A 20,959-nucleotide genomic window follows, 5' to 3' on the forward strand; every position below is an offset into this window, starting at 1 on the left:
TCGTGAAGGGAGAGCGGCCTCAGTCCGCGAAGGTTCCGCCGAGCTCCGGCAGGACGAAGGCGCCGGTGGCCGTCGGGGTGGCCGTGGTGCCGCGCAGGACCAGGGAGGTGTTCGCGGCGCCGATGCCCAGGTCGGCCTTGCCGTCGTGCGTCACATCGCGCAGGCGCAGGGTGTGGCCGAAGGAGGCATGGGAGTCCGCGGGGCCGTTCACGGTCTGCGGGATCCAGGCGGAGCGCAGGCCGTCCAGGCCGCCGGGGCCGCCGTGGAACAGGGTCACCCCGCCCTGGTCCTCCTTGCCGCTGACGTCCTCGTGCGGGACGCCGACCGCGAGGTCCGGGTAGCCGTCACCGTTCACGTCGCCCGCCGAGAGGGCGTAGCCGAAGTTGTCGCCCGCCTCGGCGCTGCCCGAGACACCGGTGGTGGCCTGGTTGTACATCGCCGAGCCGCTCGGGCCGGCGGACGTGCCGAGCCAGACGAGGAGGGAGCCCTTCCCGTCGTGGGAGTCGGGCCTGCCGAAGGCGATGTCGCCGTAGCCGTTCTTGTCGAAGTCGCCGATCGCGGCGGTCGTCGCGGTGACCGTCTTGGACGGGCCGGAGGTCAGGCCGCCCGAGGCGCCCTTGAGGTACCAGGCGCGCTCGACGGGCTGCCCGTCGACGAACTGCTCGCCGAGGACGACCAGGTCGGTCCGCCCGTCGCCGTTGACCTTTCCGGCGGCGAGACTGTACGAGTACCAGCCCGCCCCTTCCTTGTCGATCTCGCTGACGGCGCCGGTCGTACCGGACTTGCTGAAGCCGCCCCGGTACAACCAGGTCTCGCCGCCGCCGACCACCGCGAGGTCGGGCGAGCCGTCGCCGTTGAAGTCGCCGGTGGCGAGGTCGCGGCCGAAGTGGCCCTGGGCGCCGGACTTCAGGACCAGGCTGGTGCCGCCGGACAGGCCGGAGGCGGAGCCCCAGACGACGGTGACCGAGCCGCGGTACTGGTGGCTGCTCACATCCTCGGTCGGGTTGCCGACGACCAGGTCCGCGTAGCCGTCCTTGTTGAGGTCGGCGCCGGCGAGGGAGTCGCCGAACCGGTCGCCGTCCTCGTCGGTGCCGGGGATGCCGGCGGTGTCCTGGTGGATGGCCTTCGGGTGCGCGGTGTCGAGGCCGTTCGCGGTGCCGTAGACGACGGTGACCGTGCCACCGTGCTGCCCGACGCCGTTGTAGCCGCCGTATGCCACGTCGCGGTGGCCGTCGCCGTTGAAGTCGTCGTAGTGCTTGGCGACGGCCGCCGCGGCGGGGGCGGTGAGGAACAGCGGGGTGACGCCGGTGGCGAGGAGGGCCGCGGCGAGTGCGGTGGCGGTGCGTCGGGACATGACGGAGGTCTCCTGACGGGCTCGGGGTGGGGTCACCTGGCGAGGTCCCAGCCGAACGTCGAGCCCTTGAGGCCGGCGCCGGCGGCGGTGAGGGACTTGGCGCCGGTGGTGGTCAGGCCGGAGGCGGTGCCGCGCAGGTAGGTGACGGAGCCGTTGCTGTTCTCGTAGCCCGCGCCGGTCACCAGGTCGGCCTTGCCGGTCTTGTCGAGGTCGAGCAGCCGGACGGACATGCCGAAGGCGTCGCCGGTCTCGGCGGAGCCGGGCACGCCCGCGGTGTTCTGGGTGTACGACTTGGCGCCGGTGGTCCGCAGTCCGGTGGCCGAGCCGAACAGGACGGTCACCGAGCCGGCGTCGCGGGCCGAGCCGATGTCCTCGCCCCAGGCGCCGACGACGACGTCGGCGTACTTGTCGCCGTTGATGTCGCCGACGTCGACCGCGGAGCCGAACAGGTCGGCCTCCTCGTCGGTGCCGGGCACGCCCGGGGTGTCCTGGTGGACGACGGTGGGCGTCTGCTGCGGGTCGGGGCCGTTCGGGCCGCCGTACCAGACGGTGATGCGGCCGCCCTTGGGGGCGGCGGGGCCCGCGTGGTCGCCGAGGACGAGGTCGCCGTAGCCGTCGCCGTTGATGTCGCCGCTCGCGCCGAGGGAGCCGTCGGCCTTCGGCAGGGCCACCATGGCGTAGTCGGACTCGGGGTGCTGGTCCCAGCCGCCGAGGTCGTGGTGGAAGTAGCGGATGTCGCCGCCCACGTCGCCGTCGTGCGCGAACGGGTACACGCGCTCGGCCTTCCCGTCGCCGGTCAGGTCCCCCGCGACGACCTCGTACGTCGTGCCCAGCTCGTAGACGCCGGAGTGGCCGACCGGGGTGCCGGTGCGGGTGAAGGGGCCCTGGTAGAGGTGGGTGTGGGTCTGGCCGGTGGCGGTGACGTCCGTGTCGCCGTCGCCGTCGAAGTCGCCGGTGGCGACGCCCCGGGAGTAGCCGCCCCACTCGGCGAGCTGCTCCGCCGGGGGCTGCGGCAGCGCCGAGCCGCCGGTCAGGCCCGCGGAACCGCCCCAGATGACGGTGGCGCTGCCGACGCCCTTGCGGGTGCCGATGCTCTCGAACTCGGCGCCCACGACCAGGTCGGCGTAGCCGTCCTTGTTCAGGTCGCCGGTGGCGAGGCTCGCGCCGAAGCGGTCGTCGGACTCGGCGGTGCCGGGAACTCCGGTGGAGTTCTGGGTGATCACGGTCTTCTTGGTGGACGGAACGCCCGAGGACGAGCCGTACAGCACGACCACGGCACCGGCGCTGCTCGCCGAGCCGACGTCGGCGCCCATGGCGCCGATGGCGATGTCCCGGTAGCCGTCGCCGTTGAAGTCGCTAGCCAGCCCGGAGGGGGCGGCGACGGCGGGGGTCGCGGGCAGGACGGTGAGCACGCCGGTGGTGAGTGCGGCGGCGATCACGAGAGTGCGCAAGAGGGGACTCCAGTCGGGGGGCCCGCACCGTCGGGTGCGGGCCCAAGGGGGGGTACGGCGGGTCAGTCGGCGAAGTTCGCGCCGAAGTACGGCGTGCCGGTCGTCGAGACGCCCGAGGTGCTCGGCGAGATGGCCCGGGAGCCGGTGGTGGTGATCTTCGTGCCGTTGGACGGCAGGTAGGTGACGGCGCCGTTGTAGGCGTTCTCGCCCGAGCCGACGGCCAGGTCGGCGCGGCCGTCGCCGGTGAGGTCGTCGAGCTTGACGTCCAGGCCGAAGAAGTCGTCGTCCTCGTCGGTGCCGGGCACGCCCGCGGTGCTCTGGGCGAAGGACTGGGCGCCGGAGCCGGTGTTCAGGCCGTCGGCGGTGCCGTAGAGGATGGTGACCGCGCCGGTGTTCGCGGCTTCGGCGATGTTCTCGCCCGCGACTCCGATGGCGAGGTCGAGGAAACCGTCGCCGTTGATGTCGCCGAGGTCGAGCTCGTGGCCGAACCAGTCGTTGCCCTCGGCGGTGCCGGGGACGTTGCCGGTGTCCTGGGTGATGCCGGTGGCGGTGCCGGGACCGGTGGCCGTGCCGTACGTCACCCAGACCTTGCCGCCCTTGCCGGAGTCGGGGACGGTCGTGCCGTCGCCGAGGGTGGGGTTCCAGGACGCGCCGCTGACGATGTCGCCGAAGCCGTCGCCGTCGATGTCGCCGATGGCGGTGATCACACCGGGCTTGATGGTCTTGATGCCGGCCGTGGACAGGCCACTGGTGGACCCGGGGAGGTAGTAGTTGCGGTTCCAGCCGTACTCGGTCTGAGTCTCGAAGCCGTCGACGACCAGGTCGGTGCGGCCGTCGCCGCTGACGTCGCCGGCGGTCAGGTTCATCGGGCCGCCCGCGTCCGAGCCCATGATCGGGGGCTTGACGGTGTAGCGGCCGCCCGCGGTGCCGGTGGCGGAGAAACCGCCCTTGAAGACGTGGACCGTGGCGGTGTTGGTGCCGACGGCCAGATCGGCCTTGCCATCGCCGTCGAAGTCCCCGGCGGCGAGGTTCTCGCCCCAGCGGTCGTGCGAGGAGGGGGCCGGGTCGGCGACGGTGACGCCCTTGCCGGTGATCCCGGAGGCCGAGCCCCACAGGATGGCCAGACTGCCGCCGTCGGTGTCGCCGCCGATGTCCTCGCCGGCCGAGCCGACGGCGATGTCGTCGTAGCCGTCGCCGTTGAAGTCGGCGTAGGCGGTGTCGTGGCCGAAGTGGTCGCCGGCCTCGGCGGTGCCCGGGGTGCCGGTGGTGTTCTGGCTGACGGTGGCGCGCTTGGTGGACGTGACCCCGGTGGCGGAGCCGTAGAGGACGACCAGCTGGCCCGCCCCCTTCTTGCCGCTGACGTAGGCGCCCTCCGCGGAGAAGGCGAGGTCCCCGACCCCGTCGCCGTTGAAGTCGGCCTGGGCGACGGCGGTGGAGTCCGCGGCCGTCGCGGTGGCGGCCGTAAAGGTGAGCAGCCCGCCCGTCAGAGCGGCGGCGGTGGCCGTCGCGAGGGCGAGTCGCAGCGTCTGGTGCATGCGGGTTCTCCTGCTGCATGCGGGGGATGCCTGGCGGGGCATCCGCAGTCAATGGGGTGCGGCCGGTCGCGTTCGCCGGGAGTTGTCCCGCGATTCACGTCTCGGTCGGCGATCAAGAGACCCGCACTGATGCGTAAGGGTTGTACGTGCGTTCGGTAAATTTTTGAACCACCTGTGAGCCGCCCGAGCGTCAGCGGCTCAGGAACGCGGCCGTCGAGAAGGTGACCGCCGGTTCCCGCGCGACCAGGCCCTGTTCCGTGCCCGGATACACGGCCACCGTGTCGCGCGTCTCGCTCGCGTACGTCCGCACGGTCAGGTCGGCCCGGCCGTCGCCGTCGAGGTCGGCGACGGACACCACACGGGTGGTGCCGGACGCGGCCGGTTCGACGGTGACCATGCCCCGGGTCGACAGTCCTGCCGTACGGCCGGGGAAGAGCCGCAGGCGGGCGCCGCTGGAGACGAGTTCGCTCAGCCCGTCGCCGTCGAAGTCGGCGGCGTCGAGCATCGAACCGGCGGAGGCGAGGGCGGCGCGGGCGGTGGTGGGGAGGTCGTAGTGCAGGGACGTTTCGCCCATGGTCCCGACGGCGGCGTCCAGCGCCTTGCCCTCGCCGAAGGCGCCGAGGGCGACGTCGATCCCGGCGGGCAGGGCGGCGCCGGCGCCGGTCGGGCCCTCGGGGCCGCCAAGGACCACGGTGGAGGGGCCGGAGCCCTCCGCGGTACGGATCAGCAGGTCGTCGTCGCCGTCGAGGTCGACGTCGGCGGCCGGGCCGGTGGGGAGGTTGCCGGGGGCGGCGATCGGGGCGGCGGCGGCCTCGGGGGCGCCCTCGCGGCTGAACGGGCCGCGCAGGAAGCTCAGCCGGCCGCCGGAGGCGTGCAGGACCAGATCCTCGGCGCCGTCGCCGTCGAAGTCCCCGCACACCGGCCGGTCCGGCCAGTCGTTGCCGACGCGGGCCCGGGCGGGGACGACCAGGACGACGCCCTTGCCGGTCAGGCCCCTGGGCGAGCCGAAGAGCAACTGGAGCGGGACCGGCGGCTGCCCCTGGCCGTCGTAGGGCGGGTCGGTGGCGATGACGAGGTCGGTGAACCCGTCGCCGTCCAGGTCGCAGCCGGTCTCCGCCTCGAACAGCGCCGGGAGCCGGCCGTCGGTCGCGGCGGCGTGTTCCGCGGGGCTCAGGAGCTGGCGGGCGCCGGGGAGGAGGCCGCGGGGGCCGCCGTAGACGATGCCGATGCCCGGGTCGTCGGCGTGCGGCTGCGGCCTGGCCAGTTCGTCGAGGACGAGGTCGCGGTGGCCGTCGCCGTTGAAGTCGTCCGGGGTGCGGCTGCCGTCGCCGCGCGGGACCGGCAGTACGGCCGGGGCGTCGGCGGCCCGTACCGACGGAGAGGGAGTCCGGGTGGGGGCCGCGGTGGCCGGGGCATCGGTGTCCGGGGCGGGCCCGCAGGCGGCGAGCAGGAACAGGGCAGCCACACAGGTCCCGCTGCTTCGCACGCGCACCGCTCACCTCGTCAGCATCACTGGCAACGACCTCGACATGATGCATGTGTTCGAGCGAGGGCGACAGGGGTGGGGTGGGTACGCCCCACCCTGCCGCTAGGTACGCGTACTCATGTCCGGCCGCGCCCGTCGGGCCACTGTGGATCTCACCGCACCACGGACGACGATCTCAGGGGACTGACCATGCCGAAGGACTCCCGCCCGCGCCGGCTGCTCGCGCTCGCCACGGACAGCTGGCCCGCCCGGGGATATCTGGGCGTCTGCGCGGCCTCGCTCGGTGCCGCGTTCGTCTTCCCGGACAGCCTCTTCGCCTCGGCCCATCTGCTGCTCACGGCGCCGCTGTCCACCATGACGATCGCCCTCCCCTTCGGCCCGGGCACCGAGGGCGGCGGACCGGCCCAGGCGCTCGCCCTGTCCTTCTCGGCCGGATGGCTGCTGCTGTCCGCACTGGTCAACGCGGCCGCGGTCGGCACGCTCAGCCACCACATCCGCGACAGCCGCGCAGCGCGGCACGCGTGAAGTCGGCGACGACCGCCCCGGCTGCACCGACCATCCCGATCGCCCCGACCACCCGCACCCGCCAGACAAAGGACACAGCCATGGAGCGCTCCTCCCGCCCCCGCCCCCGCCGTCTTCGCGCCCTGCTGGCCCCCGCCACCGACAACTGGCTCTCGCGCGGGTATCTCGCGCTGGTCGCGGCGTCGGTCGGGTTCTTCCTGTACGCCGCCTATCTCTCGCCGGACCCGGGCTTCGCCGGCATCTATCCGCTGATCACCACGGCGCCGTTCAGCTTCCTCGCCCTGCTGGTGACGACGCCCGTGCAGGCGGTGGAGTGGCTAGGCCCGGCCGTCTTCAGCGCGGCAGCGGCGGCGGCCGGACTGGTCAACGCCACCGTGCTCGGACTGCTGGTGCGCCGGGTGCGCGTCCCGCAGCCCCGCCCGGCGGCCTGAGCATCACTGCTGGGGCGTCACTGGTACGGCTGCTGCTGCTGCGGCTGCCCGTACTGCTGGGCGGCGCCCCCCGCGCCCTGCGCCTGCAGCTGCTCGGCCTGTTCCTTCGTCACCTTCTGCTCGGCGCCGCAGAAGGTGCACTGAGTGGCGTACTTCGTCGAGACCGGGAACAGCGGCACGAAGAAGAGCGTGAACTTGGTGACCCGCTTGCGCAGCGTGTGCGCGGCGGGGTTGCCGCACTGGGCGCAGATCAGGGTGAGTATCGCCAGCTGGTACAGGTAGCCCTTGGTACCGAAGATGATCATGCCGCAGCCTTCCCGGATCGGTTCCTTGGTCCCAGTGTGGGCCATCACGGCAAACGCCCCCCACCCGGGCGGGCAGGGGGCGTCCGGCGTAGCGCGGCGGCCGTTACTTCACCGGCTCCGGCTCCGGCTCGCTCTCCGTCTCCGCGGCGTCCTCCGGGTCGGCCGGGGTCTTCACGGACTCCAGCAGGAGCTGGGCGACGTCGACGACCTGGATCGACTCCTTGGCCTTGCCCTCGTTCTTCTTGCCGTTGACGGAGTCGGTCAGCATCACCAGGCAGAACGGGCAGGCCGTCGAGACGATGTCCGGGTTCACGGACAGCGCCTCGTCCACACGCTCGTTGTTGATGCGCTTGCCGATCCGCTCCTCCATCCACATCCGCGCGCCACCGGCGCCGCAGCAGAAGCCCCGCTCCTTGTGGCGGTGCATCTCCTCGTTGCGCAGGCCGGGGACGTTGGCGATGATCTCGCGCGGCGGGGTGTAGATCTTGTTGTGGCGGCCCAGGTAGCAGGGGTCGTGGTAGGTGATGATGCCCTCGACCGGGGTCACCGGGACCAGCTTGCCCTCGTCCACCAGGTGCTGCAGCAGCTGGGTGTGGTGGATGACCTCGTAGTCGCCGCCGAGCTGCGGGTACTCGTTGCCGAGCGTGTTGAGGCAGTGCGGGCAGGTGGCGACGATCTTCTTGGCCGACTTCGGCTTCTTGGTCGCCTCGTCCTCGTCATCCTCGCCGAACGCCATGTTCAGCGCGGCCACGTTCTCCATGCCGAGCTCCTGGAACAGGGGCTCGTTGCCGAGGCGGCGGGCGGAGTCACCGGTGCACTTCTCGTCGCCGCCCATGATGGCGAAGGTGACGCCCGCCATGTGGAGGAGCTCCGCGAAGGCCTTGGTGGTCTTCTTGGCGCGGTCCTCCAGGGCGCCGGCGCAGCCCACCCAGTACAGGTACTCGACCTCGGACAGGTCCTCGATGTCCTTGCCGACGACCGGCACCTCGAAGTCGACTTCCTTCGTCCACTCCAGGCGCTGCTTCTTGGCCAGGCCCCAGGGGTTGCCCTTCTTCTCCAGGTTCTTGAGCATCGTGCCCGCCTCGGACGGGAACGCCGACTCGATCATCACCTGGTAGCGGCGCATGTCGACGATGTGGTCGATGTGCTCGATGTCCACCGGGCACTGCTCCACGCAGGCGCCGCAGGTGGTGCAGGACCACAGGACGTCCGGGTCGATGACGCCGTTCTCCTCGGCGGTGCCGATGAGGGGGCGCTCGGCCTCGGCCAGCGCGGCGGCGGGCACCTGGGCCAGCTGCTCCTCGGATGCCTTCTCCTCGCCCTCCATCGTCTTGCCGCCGCCCGCGAGCAGGTACGGCGCCTTGGCGTGCGCGTGGTCGCGCAGCGACATGATGAGGAGCTTCGGGGAGAGCGGCTTGCCGGTGTTCCAGGCCGGGCACTGCGACTGGCAGCGGCCGCACTCGGTGCAGGTGGAGAAGTCCAGCAGGCCCTTCCAGGAGAACTGCTCGACCTGGGAGACACCGAAGACGTCGTCCTCGCCGGGGTCGGTGAAGTCGATCGGCTTGCCGCCGGAGGTCATCGGCAGCAGCGCGCCCAGCGAGGTGGCGCCGTCGGCGTTGCGCTTGAACCAGATGTTCGGGAAGGCCAGGAAGCGGTGCCAGGCCACGCCCATGTCGGTCTTCAGGGCGACCGTGATCATCCAGATGAAGGAGGCCGCGATCTTCAGGGCCGCGAAGAAGTAGGTGAGGTTCTGGAGCGTGGAGAGGTCCAGGCCCTCCAGGGCGGAGACCACGGGGTACGAGATGAAGAACGAGGCCTCGTAGCTGTCCACGTGGTGCTGGGCGCCCTCGAGCGCGTGCAGCATGAAGATGCAGACGCCGACGGTGAGGATGACCGCCTCGACGAAGTACGCCTGGCCCGTGTTGGAGCCCGCGAACCGGGACTTGCGGCCCGCCTTGCCCGGCCGCGACAGCTGCCGGATGACGATCAGCACCAGGATGCCGAGGACCGTCATGGTGCCGATGAACTCGACGAAGACGTTGTACGGCGCCCATTCGCCGATGACCGGCAGCAGCCAGTCGGCCTGGAAGAGCTGGCCGATGGCGTTCACGATGGTCAGCAGCAGCGTGTAGAAGCCGATCGCCACGAACCAGTGCGCGATGCCGACGATGCCCCAGCGGTTCATCCGGGTGTGGCCGAGGAACTCCTTGGCCACGGTGACGGTCCGCAGGACGGGGTCGTCGGTCCGGGCCCCCGCCGGGAGCGGCTGGCCGAGCATCATGAAGCGGACGATCTGCAGGATGGCACGGCCGAACAGGGCGACGCCGACTGCCATGAGGACCATCGACACGATGATCGCGGCGAGTTGCATTTCGGGGCTCCTCGGGCCTGCGAGCTTCTTCGGGGAGGACACTTAGCGGTATTACTAAGCGGTAACTTATGCAGTCCGTCTGAGACTACCCCCATCCTCCGTCGCACTGTAGTCAGCGCCTCGGTGATCTGTGTCGCTGAGGGTTGCCTTAAGAACCGATCGTGTTATTCACGCCAAATTAGTACATATGGCACTAATTTAGAGCCGTGCTCTACGGGATCGCCGCCGCCACCGCCGCCCTGCTCCTCTCCGCCGTCCTCACTGCCCTGGTCCGGGCTCCCTTCCTGCGCCTGGGGCTGCTGGACCGGCGGTGCCGGCGGGCCCTGCCGCTGGGCGGCGGTGTGGCCGTCGTGCTCGTCACCTGTCTGGTCGCGGTGACCGGCGACCGGACGGGCTTCGCTCCCCTCGGCTCGGACATCGCCCGGCTGCTCGTCGCGGCCGCGGCGGTCGCCGCGCTCGGCCTGGTCGCCGACGTGCGGCGGGTCAAGGCGCGGTTCCTGGTGGGCGGTACGGCCGTGGCGGCGGCCTGTGCGGTGCCGTACGAGGAGACCGGGGTGCTGGGCGGTCTGGCCGCCGTCGGCTGGATCGTGGGCGTGACGCTCGCCTTCCGGTCGCTCGATCACGCGGACGCGCTCGCCGGGACCGTGGCCGTGGTCACCGCCTTCGGGGTGGGCGTCTGTGCGGCGGCCGAGGTGATGGACGGGCTCGCGGTGCTGCTGAGCGTGCTGGCCGCCGCGCTCACCGGGTTCCTCATGCACAACTGGCCCCCCGCGCGCGTGGGACTCGGCGCCTGCGGCTCCCTGTTCACCGGGTTCCTGCTCGCCTCGGCGGCCGTGCTGACCCGCGCCGGGTACGAGGGCTCCGCCAGCGCGGGGGCGCTCTTCGCCCTCACCGCCGTCGCGAGCGCCGACGTCGTCCTGGTGGTCGCGGCGCGCCGGCTCGCCGGGCGGCCGGTGCTGCGCGGCGGGCCCGACCATCTCGCCCACCGGCTGCGGCGGCTCGGGCTCACCGCGCAGGGGGCGGCCGTCTTCCTCGGTGCGGGCGCCTTCGGCGGAGTACTCGTCGGGGTGCTGGTGCACCTGGGGTGGATCGCCGCGTCGGCGGCGCTGTGGGTGGGCGGCGTCGCCTTGCTCGCCGTACTCCTGCTGCTGAAAGTCAAGCGGGCGCGCCCTCGTCCCACGGCTTCTATGCAGGTCAGGCCGCAGTTGCGTGTAAGGAACGGATAAGAGTTGAGCCCTGGTGACTCAGGTCTGTTGACCGGGAGGGGCGGGTCATGCACACTTGAGTCCGTTCCACTCAAGTCAGCTGGAGGATCAACCATGGCACGTGCGGTCGGCATCGACCTGGGCACGACTAACTCCGTCGTCAGCGTTCTGGAGGGCGGCGAGCCCACCGTCATCACCAACGCCGAGGGCGCCAGGACCACGCCGTCCGTCGTCGCCTTCGCGAAGAACGGCGAAGTGCTCGTCGGCGAGGTGGCCAAGCGTCAGGCGGTCACCAACGTGGACCGGACCATCCGGTCCGTGAAGCGCCACATGGGCACCGACTGGAAGATCGAGCTGGACGGGAAGCCCTTCAACCCGCAGCAGATCTCCGCCTTCATCCTGCAGAAGCTGAAGCGGGACGCCGAGGCCTACCTGGGCGAGAAGGTGACCGACGCGGTCATCACCGTCCCGGCGTACTTCAACGACTCCGAGCGCCAGGCCACCAAGGAGGCCGGTGAGATCGCGGGTCTGAACGTCCTGCGCATCGTCAACGAGCCGACCGCGGCGGCGCTCGCCTACGGCCTCGACAAGGACGACCAGACGATCCTCGTCTTCGACCTCGGCGGCGGCACCTTCGACGTGTCCCTGCTGGAGATCGGTGACGGCGTCGTCGAGGTAAAGGCCACCAACGGCGACAACCACCTCGGTGGTGACGACTGGGACCAGCGCGTCGTCGACTACCTGGTGCAGCAGTTCAAGTCCGGTCACGGCGTGGACCTCGCCAAGGACAAGATGGCCCTGCAGCGCCTGCGCGAGGCCGCCGAGAAGGCCAAGATCGAGCTGTCCTCCTCCACCGAGACCTCGATCAACCTGCCCTACATCACGGCGTCCGCCGAGGGCCCGCTGCACCTGGACGAGAAGCTCACCCGGGCTCAGTTCCAGCAGCTGACGGCCGACCTGCTGGAGCGCTGCAAGACGCCGTTCCACAACGTCATCAAGGACGCCGGGATCGCCCTCTCCGAGATCGACCACGTCGTTCTCGTCGGTGGCTCGACCCGTATGCCGGCCGTCGCCGAGCTCGTCAAGGAGCTGACCGGTGGCAACGAGGCCAACAAGGGCGTCAACCCGGACGAGGTCGTCGCCATCGGTGCCGCCCTCCAGGCCGGTGTCCTCAAGGGTGAGGTCAAGGACGTCCTGCTCCTCGACGTGACCCCGCTGTCCCTCGGCATCGAGACCAAGGGCGGCATCATGACCAAGCTGATCGAGCGCAACACCACGATCCCGACCAAGCGCTCCGAGATCTTCACGACGGCCGAGGACAACCAGCCGTCCGTGCAGATCCAGGTCTACCAGGGCGAGCGCGAGATCGCGGCGTACAACAAGAAGCTCGGGATGTTCGAGCTGACCGGTCTGCCGCCCGCCCCGCGCGGCGTCCCGCAGATCGAGGTCGCCTTCGACATCGACGCCAACGGCATCATGCACGTGACCGCGAAGGACCTCGGCACGGGCAAGGAGCAGAAGATGACCGTCACCGGCGGCTCCTCGCTGCCGAAGGACGAGGTCGACCGCATGCGCCAGGAGGCCGAGCAGTACGCGGAGGAGGACCACAAGCGCCGCGAGGCCGCCGAGACCCGCAACCAGGGCGAGCAGCTCGTCTACCAGACCGAGAAATTCCTCAAGGACAACGAGGACAAGGTCCCGGGCGAGATCAAGACCGAGGTCGAGGCGTCCGTCGAGGAGCTGAAGGCCGCGCTCAAGGGCGAGGACATCGCCGAGATCCGCACCGCCACCGAGAAGGTCGCCGCGGTCTCGCAGAAGCTCGGCCAGGCGATGTACGCCGACGCCCAGGGCGCCCAGGCCGCGGGCGGCCCGTCCGCCGGCGACGAGGCCCCGAAGGCCGACGACGATGTCGTCGACGCCGAGATCGTCGACGACGAGCGCAAGGACGGTGCCGCGTGACCGAGGAGACCCCGGGCTTCGAGGAGAAGCCCGACGTCCCCTCCGGCGCGACCCCCGACGACGCCGAGCCGCAGGCCGCCACCCCGTCGGACGACGAGGGGGCGGCCCCGGCCGGGGACGCAAACCAGATCGCCGGTCTGACGGCCCAGCTGGACCAGGTACGCAAGGCGCTCGAAGAGCGCACCGCGGACCTCCAGCGGCTCCAGGCCGAGTTCCAGAACTACCGCCGCCGCGTGGAGCGGGACCGGATCACGGTGCGGGAGATCGCCGTCGCGAACCTCCTGACCGAACTCCTCCCGGTGCTCGACGACATCGGCCGCGCCCGGGAACACGGCGAGCTCGTCGGTGGCTTCAAGTCCGTCGCGGAGTCGCTGGAGACCGTCGCGGCGAAGATGGGTCTGCAGCAGTTCGGCAAGGAGGGCGAGCCCTTCGACCCGACGATCCACGAGGCCCTGATGCACAGCTACGCGCCGGATGTCACCGAGACGACCTGCGTCGCGATCCTCCAGCCGGGGTATCGCATCGGCGAGCGCACCATCCGCCCCGCGCGGGTGGCCGTCGCCGAACCGCAGCCGGGCGCGCAGACGGTGAAGGCCGAGGAGGCGTCCGAGGCCGGCGAGGAGAAGGACAGCAGCTCTGAAGAGGGCTGATCACGGGAAGGAGGGACGTCGGGGATGAGCACCAAGGACTTCATCGAGAAGGACTACTACAAGGTCCTCGGCGTCCCCAAGGACGCCACCGAGGCCGAGATCAAGAAGGCGTACCGCAAACTCGCCCGCGAGTACCACCCGGACGCCAACAAGGGCAACACCAAGGCCGAGGAGCGCTTCAAGGAGATCTCCGAGGCCAACGACATCCTCGGCGACCCCAAGAAGCGCAAGGAGTACGACGAGGCCCGCGCCCTCTTCGGCAACGGCGGGTTCCGTCCGGGGCCGGGAGCGGGCGGCGGCTCGTTCAACTTCGACCTGGGCGACCTCTTCGGCGGCGCCGCCCAGGGCGGCCAGGGAGCCGGCGGCTTCGGCGGCGGACTCGGTGACGTCTTCGGGGGCCTGTTCAACCGGGGCGGCTCGGGTACCACCCGGGTCCAGCCCAGGCGCGGCCAGGACATCGACACCGAGGTCACGCTCACCTTCACCGAGGCGATCGAGGGCGCGACCGTGCCCCTCAGGATGTCCTCGCAGTCTCCGTGCAAGGCCTGTTCGGGCACCGGCGACAAGAACGGCAACCCGCGGGTGTGCCCGACCTGTGTCGGCACCGGACAGGTGGCCCGGGGCTCCGGCGGCGGTTTCTCGCTGACCGACCCCTGCCCGGACTGCAAGGGCCGCGGTCTGATCGCGGAGACCCCCTGCGAGATCTGCAAGGGCAGCGGTCGCGCGAAGTCGTCGCGGACCATGCAGGTGCGCATCCCGGCCGGGGTGAGCGACAACCAGCGCATCCGGCTGCGCGGCAAGGGCGCGCCCGGTGAGCGGGGCGGCCCGGCCGGAGACCTGTACGTCACGGTGCATGTGGACACCCACCCGGTGTTCGGCCGCAAGGGCGACAACCTCACGGTGACCGTCCCGGTGACGTATCCGGAGGCGGCCCTCGGCGGCGAGGTCAGGGTGCCCACCCTGGGCGGACCGCCGGTCACCCTGAAGCTGCCGCCCGGCACCCCCAACGGCCGCACCATGCGGGCCCGGGGCAAGGGCGCGGTCCGCAAGGACGGCACCCGCGGGGACCTGCTGGTCACCGTCGAGGTGAGTGTCCCGAAGGACCTGACGGGGAAGGCTCGGGACGCACTGGAGGCGTATCGCGAGGCGACCGCGGGTGAGGATCCGCGGGCGGAGCTGTTCCAGTCCGCGAAGGGAGCTTGATGCCAGATGGACGGCCGTCGACGCAACCCGTATGAGCTGACCGAGGAGACCCCGGTCTACGTCATCTCGGTGGCGGCCCAGCTCTCCGGTCTGCACCCGCAGACGCTGCGCCAGTACGACCGGCTCGGCCTCGTCTCCCCGGACCGCACCGCCGGACGGGGCCGGCGCTACTCGGCCCGCGACATCGAACTGCTCCGCCAGGTGCAGCAGTTGTCGCAGGACGAGGGCATCAACCTGGCCGGCATCAAGCGGATCATCGAGCTGGAGAACCAGGTGGCGGCCCTGCAGAACCGGGTCGCCGAACTCCAGTCGGCCCTGGACGGCGCGGCCACGGCGATGCAGCAGCGGGAAGCCGCGGTGCACGCGTCGTACCGCCGCGACCTGGTGCCGTATCAGGATGTCCAGCAGACCAGCGCGCTGGTGGTGTGGCGGCCCAAGCGGCAGCAGTCGGACTGACCGCGGCACGCAAGCGCACGAAGGAACCGGGCCCACCGCGGTGGGCCCGGTTTTCTCATGCCGGTTCTCTCATGGCGCCGAGTCGGGTGTCGTCAGGTCCAGTTCGGTGGCGACGACGATCTGCGCCTCGCCGGTCCACTGGAAGGACGAGTTCCCGTCGTCGTCCACGGCGTCGACGATGAAGCAGGACTCCTCACCGTCCGGGACGGTCTCGTACTGGTACGAGGTGGTGCCGGCGGACACGTAGTAGCCCGGGTAGAGGGAACACACGCGCTCCTCCTCGTCGCCCCAGAGCTCACCCCGGCGGACGACGTAACGCGCCAGATCGGGCGTGGGATTGGGGTCCCAGCTGACGTGGAAGCCGTACTCGGTCGGCACGACGGTCACCCCGGTCACCGCGGACGGCGGGGTGAGGTCCGGGCCCTCGCCGCTGACGGCCGCGGACCGTGCGGACTCGTTTCCTGCCGCGTCGAGCGAGCTCACCCGGTAGTAGTAGGTGGCGTCCTCCTCGGTCGAGGAGTCCACGAAGGAGCCCTCGGCAGTGCCGCCGACCCGCGTGTACGTCCCGTCCGCCGTCGCCGCCCGGTACACCCGGTAGGAGGCAGCTCCCGTGACGGTGGTCCACCTGACCCGGAGCCCGTCCATCTCGGAAGCGGTGCTCAGCCCGCCCGGCACACCGGGCGCCGTCCGGTCGGCCGTCGTGACGGCGAGGGAAGCGGTCTTCGGCGACACGTTCCCTGCCTTGTCGTAGGCGTGGACGGCGTACTCGTAGGCGGCCCCGGTCACGGGGAGGGTCGAGTCGGTGTACGACGTCGACGTCGTCGTCGCCAGCGGAGTGCCGGGATACGCACCGCCCTTGGCGCGCCGGTAGATCCGGTACCCCGCGAGGTCCATCTCCTTGTTCTTCGCCCAGGTCACCTTCGCCTTGCCGGTGGTCTGGTCGTACGTCGCCGCGGCGCCCGCCGGGGTGAGCGGGCCGACCTTGTCGACGCTCGCCGAAGTGCGGGGTGTGTAGGCGAACTTGACCTTGGCGGAGCCGGTCCAGTTGACGTAGTCGACGCGCAGGGTGTGCTTGCCCTTGGGGATGGTGACGTCGACGGTCTTGGAGACGGTGGTGGAGGTGTTCGTCCACAGGCTGATCTTGCGGGCGTTCTCGGTGCCGGGGTCCAGGTAGACCCGGATGCCGTCGAGGCCGGAGGCGCTGAGGGTGAACGGCCCCCCGGAGCCGAAGTCCCGGGTCACGGTCCAGCGGACGCCGAAGTTGTTCGACGGCAGCCCGGACGCGGGGGCGCCCGTGCCCCAGTTCTGGTCGATCACGCTGTCGCAGTCCGTCTTCTTCGGGGTGCCGGAGAAGGTGGTGTTCGCGTAGAACGTCCGCTTGAAGACGGGGGAGGTGCAACTGACCGCCGCGGAGGCGGGGGTGACGACGGCGGCGAGCAGGCCCGCCGCGGTGGCGAGCACGGTCGCGGCGGCCGTGCTTCTGGCTGGGTTCATTCGGTCCTCTGAGGTAGGGCAGCCATGGGACGGCTGTCGTGATCACGACCCGCGAGGAGGCGGGTTGGTTGTACGGAGGGGTCGTAACGGCTGTTTGGAGGGGGTTCCGCCATACCTTCACAAGCCAAGCGGAGCGTGGTGTTGCGCACTCGTTAAGTGATTCCGCTTGACGCGGGATGGCACCGCCGCGTTGGCTTTTCAGTCACCTGGGTCGCAATGCTGCGCCCTCGTCCGGAAGGCACCAGAAGTGAGCTCCCCAATGCGTCGTACCGCCATATGTCTGGCCGCGTCCTCGATGGCCCTCTCGCTCTCCGCCTGCGGCGCCCTGGGAGTGACGGGAGACAGCGCCGACGCGAGCCCGACCAAGGGGAACGACATCACGGTGGGCCTCCTCCTGCCGGAGAAGGCCAACACCCGCTACGACAAGTTCGACCACCCCATCATCCGGGCCAAGGTGGCCGAGCTCACTGACAACAAGGGCCAGGTCGCGTACGCCAACGCCGACGCCAGCGCCGCCAATCAGAGCCGGCAGATGCAGAAGATGATCGACGACGAGGTCGACGTCATCCTGCTGGACGCGGTGGACTCCCAGGCCATCGCCACCGACGTGCAGAAGGCCAAGGACGCCGGCATCCCGGTCATCGCCTACGACCGCCTGGCCGAGGGCCCGATCGACGCGTACATCTCCTTCGACAACGAACTCGTCGGCGAGGTGCAGGGCCGCTCCCTGATGGCCGAGCTCGGCGGTGACGTCGACACCTCGACGAAGATCGTCATGATGAACGGCTCGCCCACCGACCCGAACGCCAAGCAGTTCAAGGCGGGCGCGCTCTCCGAGCTCCAGGGCCAGGTGACGATCGCCAAGTCCTACGACACCAAGGACTGGAAGCCGGAGAACGCCGAGGCCAACATGGCCGAGGCGATCGAGGAGATCGGCGCCGCCAACATCGCGGCCGTCTACTCCGCCAACGACGGCATGGCCGGCGGTGTCATCAAGGCCCTGGAGGCCGCGGGCGTCACCGAGCTGCCGCCGATCACCGGCCAGGACGCCGAACTCGACGCCGTGCAGCGGATCGTCACCGGCGAGCAGTACATGAGCGTGTACAAGTCCTACCCGGAGGAGGCCGAGGCCGCCGCCGAGATGGCCGTGGCCAGGATCCAGGGCAAGGACATCAAGTTCGACTCGCTCACCGCGGACCGCGTGGACAGCCCCACCACCCAGGACATCCCCGCCCAGCTCGTCCCGGTGGTCGCGCTGACGCGGGAGAACATCAAGGAGACCGTCGTCGAGGACGGCATCTACAAGCTCTCCGAGATCTGCGCCGCCAAGTACGAGGCGGCGTGCGACGAGATCGGGCTCACGTAACCACCGCCGGGGCCGCCGAGGCGTGTTGCGGACCACGTCCCGTCCGCGCATAGTTTGCGCTGCGGAAGACGCTGGAACCGGGGGTGGGATGGACGATGGCCGGGCACGGGACGGACGGGCATCCACACGGTGCTGACCGACTGTGCGAGGCCGGGGATCGGGTGTATTCCCGGGCCGTACGGCGCGGCCGTGTGCCCCGCGAGGACGCGGAGGCGGTGCCCTGCCTGCTGGAACTGGCGCTGCTGCACCCGGACCCCGACGACATGGCCTGGCTGGTGCCGACCTCTCCGCAGGAGGTCATGACCCGGCTGCTGCGCGGGGTGTACGACGAGGTCAGCACCAGCCAGCGGCGGATGGGCTCGGCGGTCGCCGCCTTCGAGTGGTACGCGGGGCTCGGCCCGCAGCCGCACAACGGCCCCGCGGAGGGCAGCGCGATCCGTGTCCTGGACGGGCTGTCCCGGATCCAGGCCGCGATGGACGAGGCCACCGACGCCTGCACCACCGAGGTGCTCACCGTGCAGCCGGGCGGCATCCGCCCCGAGCACGAGCTGACCGAGGGCCTGCACCGCGCGATGGCCCTGCGCGCCCGCGGGGTGCGGATGCGCGACCTGTACACGCATGTGGCCCGGCACGGGCAGGGGCTGCTCAACTACCTGGAGCTGATGGGCGACACGGTCGAGGCGCGCACCCTGGAGGAGGTCATCGACCGGCTGATCCTCTTCGACCGCACGGTCGCCTTCATCCCCGCCAACGCCGACCGCACCCTCGCCCTGGAGCTGCGCCACCCCGCGCTCGTGCAGTACCTGGTGACGGTCTTCGAACGGCTGTGGCGCCTGGCGATCCCGCTCACCGCGCCGCTGCCCGAGACCGGCATCGAGGGCATCTCCTCCCGGGAGCGGTCCATCGCCGCCCTGCTCGCCGAGGGCCATCAGGACGCGGTGATCGCCGAGCGCCTCGGCATCAGCGTCCGCACCTGCCGCGCCCATATCGCCCGGCTCTCGGAGACGCTCGGCGCGGCCAGCCGTACCCAGCTCGGCGTCCGGATCGCCCAGGCCGGCCTGGACGGACCGCCCCGGCCGGGCGGCCTCGGACCGGTCAGCCTTCCCGGTGTTCCCGGCCGAGGATCCCCGACCGCCCGATGAGATAGCCGAGCTGGGCCCGGCTCTCACTGCCGAGCGTCGCCGCGAGCTTGGCGATGTGCACCCGGGCGGTACGGACGTTCATGCCGAGCCGGTCCGCGATGGCGGTGTCGGTGTGGCCCTCCACCAGGAGCCGGGCGATGGCGCGCTGGCGCGGGGTGATGCCGTTGAGCGTCGGCTGCTGGACCGCCTCGGGGTACATCGGCGTCGCCAGCTGCCACAGCCGGTCGAAGGTGGTGGCGAAGTAGGAGATCAGGGCCGGGTGGCGGATCTCCAGGGCGTGGGTGGCGTCGGCGTTCGCCGGGATGAAGGCCACCGTGCGGTCCACGCAGATCAGCCGGTCGGTGACCTCGTCCAGGGTGCGCGCCTCGACATCGCCCACCAGTTCCTCGTACCGCGCCATGACCTGGGGGGAGTGGCGCAGGGTGTGCGGGTAGAGGGTGCGGATGCGGCCGCCGCGGTCGAGCAGGTCCTGGTCGCGGGCCATGGCGGCGAGGTGGGTGGCGGGGTTGGTGCGGGAGCCGTAACTGGTGTGCGGCTGGATGCTGAGCACTTCGCGCTCGGCCTCGGCCATGGCCTCGGTGAGGACATCGTTGATGCGCCGCTTGCCGCCGATCACCTCGATCAGCGGCTGCCGGTCGTCGGCCGCGTGCCGGCCGTCGATCCGCATCCAGGCCTCGAAGGTCTCCGCGAGGGCCAGTTCGCGCCGGCGCTCCTCGGCGACGCGTTCCGCGGAGGCGCGCAGCAGCCGGTGCAGGGCGGTGGCCGGGGCGACCGGCTCCAGCAGGCCGATGTCCCCCACGGTCGGCTGGAGCAGCCCCGCATCGACCAGGCAAGGGGCCTGGGCGGCCTCCTGAGCGCCTATCGGGCCGTGCCGCAGGGCGTACTCGTACAGGCGTGCGCCGGGCGCGCACAGCTCGTCCACGCCGTGTTCGGGGTGCCCGGTGCCGTTCACTGCTCGCGGTCCAGGATCCCGGACTGTGCGATGAGGTAGCCGAGCTGGGCCCGGCTGCCGCTGCCGAGGGCGTTGGCGAGCTTGGCTATGTGGGCCCGGCAGGTGCGGACGTTCATGCCCAGGCGCCGGGCGATGGCCTCGTCGACATGGCCCTCCACGAGCAGCTTGGCGATGGAGTGCTGGATGTCGGTGATGCCGTCCGGGTCGGCCTCGTAGGGGGCGCCGGCGCTCAGCGGGACCGCGCGGCTCCACATGAACTCGAACACCTTGATGAGGTAGCCCACGAGGCCGGGGTGGCGCAGTTCCAGGGCGACCTGCCGGTCGTCCCGGATGGGGATGAAGGCGACCGCCTCGTCGCAGATGATGAGCCGCTCGACCAGTTCGTCGATGGTGCGGTACTCCGCCTTGCCGTCGGCGAAGTGGTCGACCCAGGCGAGCCGTTCGGGGCTGTAGCGGGCGGTGTGCTGGTAGAGGGTGCGGATCCGTACCCCGCGTTCGATCAGCAGCTTGTCCCGCTCCAGCGCCTCGACGAGCCGGCGCTCGGGGTGCCGGTGGCTGGGCTGGACGGTGAGCATCTCGTTCTGGCACTGGGCGATGGCCAGGTCGAGCGCCGCGTTGATGCGGTCGAGGCCTTCCAATACGGTGATGGAGTGGGTGGACGCCGCGCCCTGGGCGCTGAGGGCCATGAACGGCTCGAAAGCGTTGGCCAGTTCGATCGAGAGCCGGCGGTGCTCGGTGATCTCCCGCTCTATGGGATTGAGCCGCTGTGCCAGGGCGACCGCGGGCGGCACCGGGCGCAGCCAGCTCGCGTCGTCGGGGTCGGGGTGGAGCAGGGCGAACTCCATCAGGCACGGGGCGGATTCCGTGTCCGAGCGGGCGATACGTCCCATGCGCAACGCGTTCGCGTAAAGACGACCGCCTTCCTCGCACAGCTCCGTCACAGCGTGGGGATGCGTCGCTTTAGTCCGATTCATTGCTAAATCTCCACCCCCCAGGGTCCTGAACATGCAGGAACATGATGCACCGATCGTGTGGCCATGACGTGCCCGAATGAGCCATCGTCTTATCCGACGG

The 20,959-nt window shown here is 70.8% G+C and carries 18 protein-coding genes; 9 read left to right on the plus strand and 9 right to left on the minus strand.

Translation table 11 applies throughout. The features are described 5' to 3' along the window. Nucleotides 1-19: 19 nt before the first annotated feature. From ACFYW5_RS11740 to ACFYW5_RS11755, 4 genes are all read right to left on the minus strand, one after another. Entirely contained in the window at nucleotides 20-1,354 is a 1,335-nt protein-coding gene (locus tag ACFYW5_RS11740; RefSeq protein ID WP_389416767.1) for an FG-GAP and VCBS repeat-containing protein, read from the minus strand. Nucleotides 1,355-1,386: 32 nt separating this feature from the next. Next, a complete protein-coding gene (locus ACFYW5_RS11745) occupies nucleotides 1,387-2,805 on the minus strand; it encodes an FG-GAP-like repeat-containing protein (protein ID WP_389416768.1) in 1,419 nt (472 codons plus the stop codon). A 62-nt stretch (nucleotides 2,806-2,867) separates the two neighbouring features. Further along, on the minus strand, nucleotides 2,868-4,340 hold the full coding sequence (locus tag ACFYW5_RS11750) for an FG-GAP and VCBS repeat-containing protein (protein WP_389416769.1): 1,473 nt from the start codon (nucleotides 4,338-4,340) through the stop codon (nucleotides 2,868-2,870). A 190-nt stretch (nucleotides 4,341-4,530) separates the two neighbouring features. Continuing rightward, on the minus strand, nucleotides 4,531-5,805 hold the full coding sequence (locus ACFYW5_RS11755; RefSeq protein WP_389416770.1) for an FG-GAP repeat domain-containing protein: 1,275 nt from the start codon (nucleotides 5,803-5,805) through the stop codon (nucleotides 4,531-4,533). A 210-nt stretch (nucleotides 5,806-6,015) separates the two neighbouring features. On the opposite strand from ACFYW5_RS11755, the gene ACFYW5_RS11760 reads away from it, so the two are divergent. Together ACFYW5_RS11760 and ACFYW5_RS11765 are read left to right on the plus strand one after the other, a co-directional pair. Beyond that, nucleotides 6,016-6,351 (plus strand): SCO4225 family membrane protein, encoded by a 336-nt coding sequence (locus ACFYW5_RS11760; protein WP_389416771.1) that lies wholly within the window; start codon nucleotides 6,016-6,018, stop codon nucleotides 6,349-6,351. A gap of 80 nt (nucleotides 6,352-6,431) precedes the next feature. Next, nucleotides 6,432-6,782, plus strand: coding sequence for an SCO4225 family membrane protein (locus tag ACFYW5_RS11765; RefSeq protein ID WP_389416772.1), 351 nt, complete (start codon nucleotides 6,432-6,434; stop codon nucleotides 6,780-6,782). A 17-nt stretch (nucleotides 6,783-6,799) separates the two neighbouring features. Here ACFYW5_RS11765 and ACFYW5_RS11770 read toward each other — a convergent pair whose 3' ends face one another. Together ACFYW5_RS11770 and ACFYW5_RS11775 are read right to left on the minus strand one after the other, a co-directional pair. Further along, nucleotides 6,800-7,087, minus strand: coding sequence for a zinc-ribbon domain-containing protein (locus ACFYW5_RS11770; protein ID WP_389416773.1), 288 nt, complete (start codon nucleotides 7,085-7,087; stop codon nucleotides 6,800-6,802). Nucleotides 7,088-7,190: 103 nt separating this feature from the next. Then, entirely contained in the window at nucleotides 7,191-9,458 is a 2,268-nt protein-coding gene (locus tag ACFYW5_RS11775) for a (Fe-S)-binding protein (RefSeq protein ID WP_389416774.1), read from the minus strand. A gap of 206 nt (nucleotides 9,459-9,664) precedes the next feature. Here ACFYW5_RS11775 and ACFYW5_RS11780 point away from each other — a divergent pair, with 206 nt between their 5' ends. From ACFYW5_RS11780 to ACFYW5_RS11800, 5 genes are all read left to right on the plus strand, one after another. After that, nucleotides 9,665-10,684 carry an MraY family glycosyltransferase gene (locus ACFYW5_RS11780; RefSeq protein ID WP_389416775.1) on the plus strand — a complete coding sequence of 340 codons (1,020 nt, stop codon included), beginning with the start codon at nucleotides 9,665-9,667 and terminating at the stop codon, nucleotides 10,682-10,684. 93 nt (nucleotides 10,685-10,777) lie between these two features. Further along, on the plus strand, nucleotides 10,778-12,622 hold the full coding sequence (gene dnaK, locus ACFYW5_RS11785) for a molecular chaperone DnaK (protein ID WP_389416776.1): 1,845 nt from the start codon (nucleotides 10,778-10,780) through the stop codon (nucleotides 12,620-12,622). Further along, nucleotides 12,619-13,272, plus strand: coding sequence for a nucleotide exchange factor GrpE (grpE, locus tag ACFYW5_RS11790; protein ID WP_389416777.1), 654 nt, complete (start codon nucleotides 12,619-12,621; stop codon nucleotides 13,270-13,272). The genes dnaK and grpE overlap by 4 nt, the downstream gene beginning before the upstream one ends. Before the next feature lie 24 nt (nucleotides 13,273-13,296). Beyond that, a complete protein-coding gene (gene dnaJ / locus ACFYW5_RS11795; RefSeq protein WP_389416778.1) occupies nucleotides 13,297-14,475 on the plus strand; it encodes a molecular chaperone DnaJ in 1,179 nt (392 codons plus the stop codon). 6 nt (nucleotides 14,476-14,481) lie between these two features. After that, entirely contained in the window at nucleotides 14,482-14,931 is a 450-nt protein-coding gene (locus ACFYW5_RS11800) for a heat shock protein transcriptional repressor HspR (RefSeq protein WP_389416779.1), read from the plus strand. 69 nt (nucleotides 14,932-15,000) lie between these two features. Here the strand turns inward: ACFYW5_RS11800 and ACFYW5_RS11805 are convergent, their stop codons facing one another. Next, on the minus strand, nucleotides 15,001-16,425 hold the full coding sequence (locus tag ACFYW5_RS11805; protein ID WP_389416780.1) for a PA14 domain-containing protein: 1,425 nt from the start codon (nucleotides 16,423-16,425) through the stop codon (nucleotides 15,001-15,003). A 259-nt stretch (nucleotides 16,426-16,684) separates the two neighbouring features. Between ACFYW5_RS11805 and ACFYW5_RS11810 the strand changes: the two genes are divergently transcribed. Next, nucleotides 16,685-17,791, plus strand: a complete 1,107-nt coding sequence (locus ACFYW5_RS11810) for a sugar ABC transporter substrate-binding protein (protein WP_389416781.1) — start codon at nucleotides 16,685-16,687, stop codon at nucleotides 17,789-17,791. Between the two features lie 95 nt (nucleotides 17,792-17,886). Next, nucleotides 17,887-18,933, plus strand: coding sequence for a LuxR C-terminal-related transcriptional regulator (locus ACFYW5_RS11815; RefSeq protein WP_389416782.1), 1,047 nt, complete (start codon nucleotides 17,887-17,889; stop codon nucleotides 18,931-18,933). Here the strand turns inward: ACFYW5_RS11815 and ACFYW5_RS11820 are convergent. Continuing rightward, a complete protein-coding gene (locus ACFYW5_RS11820) occupies nucleotides 18,887-19,885 on the minus strand; it encodes a LuxR C-terminal-related transcriptional regulator (protein ID WP_389416783.1) in 999 nt (332 codons plus the stop codon). The two genes, ACFYW5_RS11815 and ACFYW5_RS11820, sit on opposite strands and share 47 nt — an antisense overlap. Beyond that, on the minus strand, nucleotides 19,882-20,859 hold the full coding sequence (locus ACFYW5_RS11825) for a helix-turn-helix transcriptional regulator (RefSeq protein WP_389416784.1): 978 nt from the start codon (nucleotides 20,857-20,859) through the stop codon (nucleotides 19,882-19,884). Before ACFYW5_RS11825 ends, ACFYW5_RS11820 begins: the two co-directional genes overlap by 4 nt. Nucleotides 20,860-20,959: the final 100 nt, after the last annotated feature.

Origin of the sequence: Streptomyces sp. NPDC002779, assembly GCF_042888685.1 — a bacterium.
Lineage (GTDB): Bacteria > Actinomycetota > Actinomycetes > Streptomycetales > Streptomycetaceae > Streptomyces.